1 protein-coding gene and 1 pseudogene are annotated in these 1,024 nt (G+C 62.7%); one reads left to right on the top strand and one right to left on the bottom strand.

Going from position 1 to position 1,024, the window contains the following annotated elements:
* Positions 1-349, bottom strand: a pseudogene (locus EN969_RS32725) (chloride channel protein); the annotation flags it as partial.
* Between the two features lie 154 nt (positions 350-503).
* Here EN969_RS32725 and EN969_RS32720 point away from each other — a divergent pair.
* Positions 504-941 carry a helix-turn-helix domain-containing protein gene (locus EN969_RS32720; RefSeq protein WP_013531012.1) on the top strand — a complete coding sequence of 146 codons (438 nt, stop codon included), beginning with the start codon at positions 504-506 and terminating at the stop codon, positions 939-941.
* Positions 942-1,024: the final 83 nt, after the last annotated feature.

Below are 1,024 nucleotides of genomic sequence, written 5' to 3'. Positions count from 1 at the left end.
TGGAGTCGAGTTTCGAGCGCACGTGCAGGATCGCCTCGATGGCTTCGGGAATGCCGTGGCCGCGGATCTTCTCGCTGCCATAGCGCGCCATCAGGCCGATGATCAGCGCACCGATCACCGGAACGAGGACGGCGGCAAGCCCAAGCGGCGTGTTCTCGAGCTTCAGGTCGGCAAGCGAGAACTGGCCGAAATAGGCAATGTTGGTGGCAAGCCGGATCAGCTTCAAAAGCGCGATGCCGGCAAACAACCCGGCTGTCGCCACCACCACGGCAATGGCGGCGACGAGCAGAACCCTGGGATCCGTGGTGAAATCGCGCAGGTGCTCCGGGTTCGAATGATGGGTCTTCATGGCAGTTGCTTCCTGGCGGCGGCCGTATGTCTGGGGTGCGGCACGGTCGAAGCGGCCAGCCGGGTTTGTCGGTGGCTATGTATCGTAACACGATATAAATATTCAAGCCGGTTTCGCCCGAAATCCGTTTGAGCTTTCGCCGGAAAACGAACACATGTCTGATATGTCGCAGCCACGAGAACAACGTCCCGCCATCAGCCAGGCCGATTACCAGCGGCTGTCGGAGTTTCGCTACCTGATCCGCCGGTTCCTCGAATTCAGCCAGGTCCAGGCGGAAGACGCCGGCCTGACCCCGCGCCAGCATCAGGCGCTGCTGGCGATCAAGGGATTCCCCGGCGGCGGCCCGGTGACGGTTGGCGATCTCGCGGAACGCCTGCGCATTCGCCACCACAGCGCCGTCGAACTGGTCAACCGTCTCGGCGAGGCAGGGCTGGTCACAAGGGATCAGGACAAGGACGACCATCGCCGCGTGCTGCTGCAACTGACCGAGCGCGCCGACGATTGCCTGGCCGAGCTGTCGGCGGCGCATCTCGACGAACTGTCACGCATCGAACCGATGCTGCGGCGGCTGCTCGATCGAGACCGTGGGTAGTCGACTACTACTGCAGCGACTTCAGCAGATTGTCGATCGTGAACGGATTGGCCTTCGGCTTGGCCGGCGGCGGATTGTCGTTG

Source organism: Mesorhizobium sp. M7A.F.Ca.CA.003.01.2.1, assembly GCF_003998945.1.
GTDB lineage: Bacteria > Pseudomonadota > Alphaproteobacteria > Rhizobiales > Rhizobiaceae > Mesorhizobium > Mesorhizobium ciceri.
Note: the sequence above shows the minus strand (reverse complement) of the source record. Positions and strands in the feature narration are given on the sequence as shown.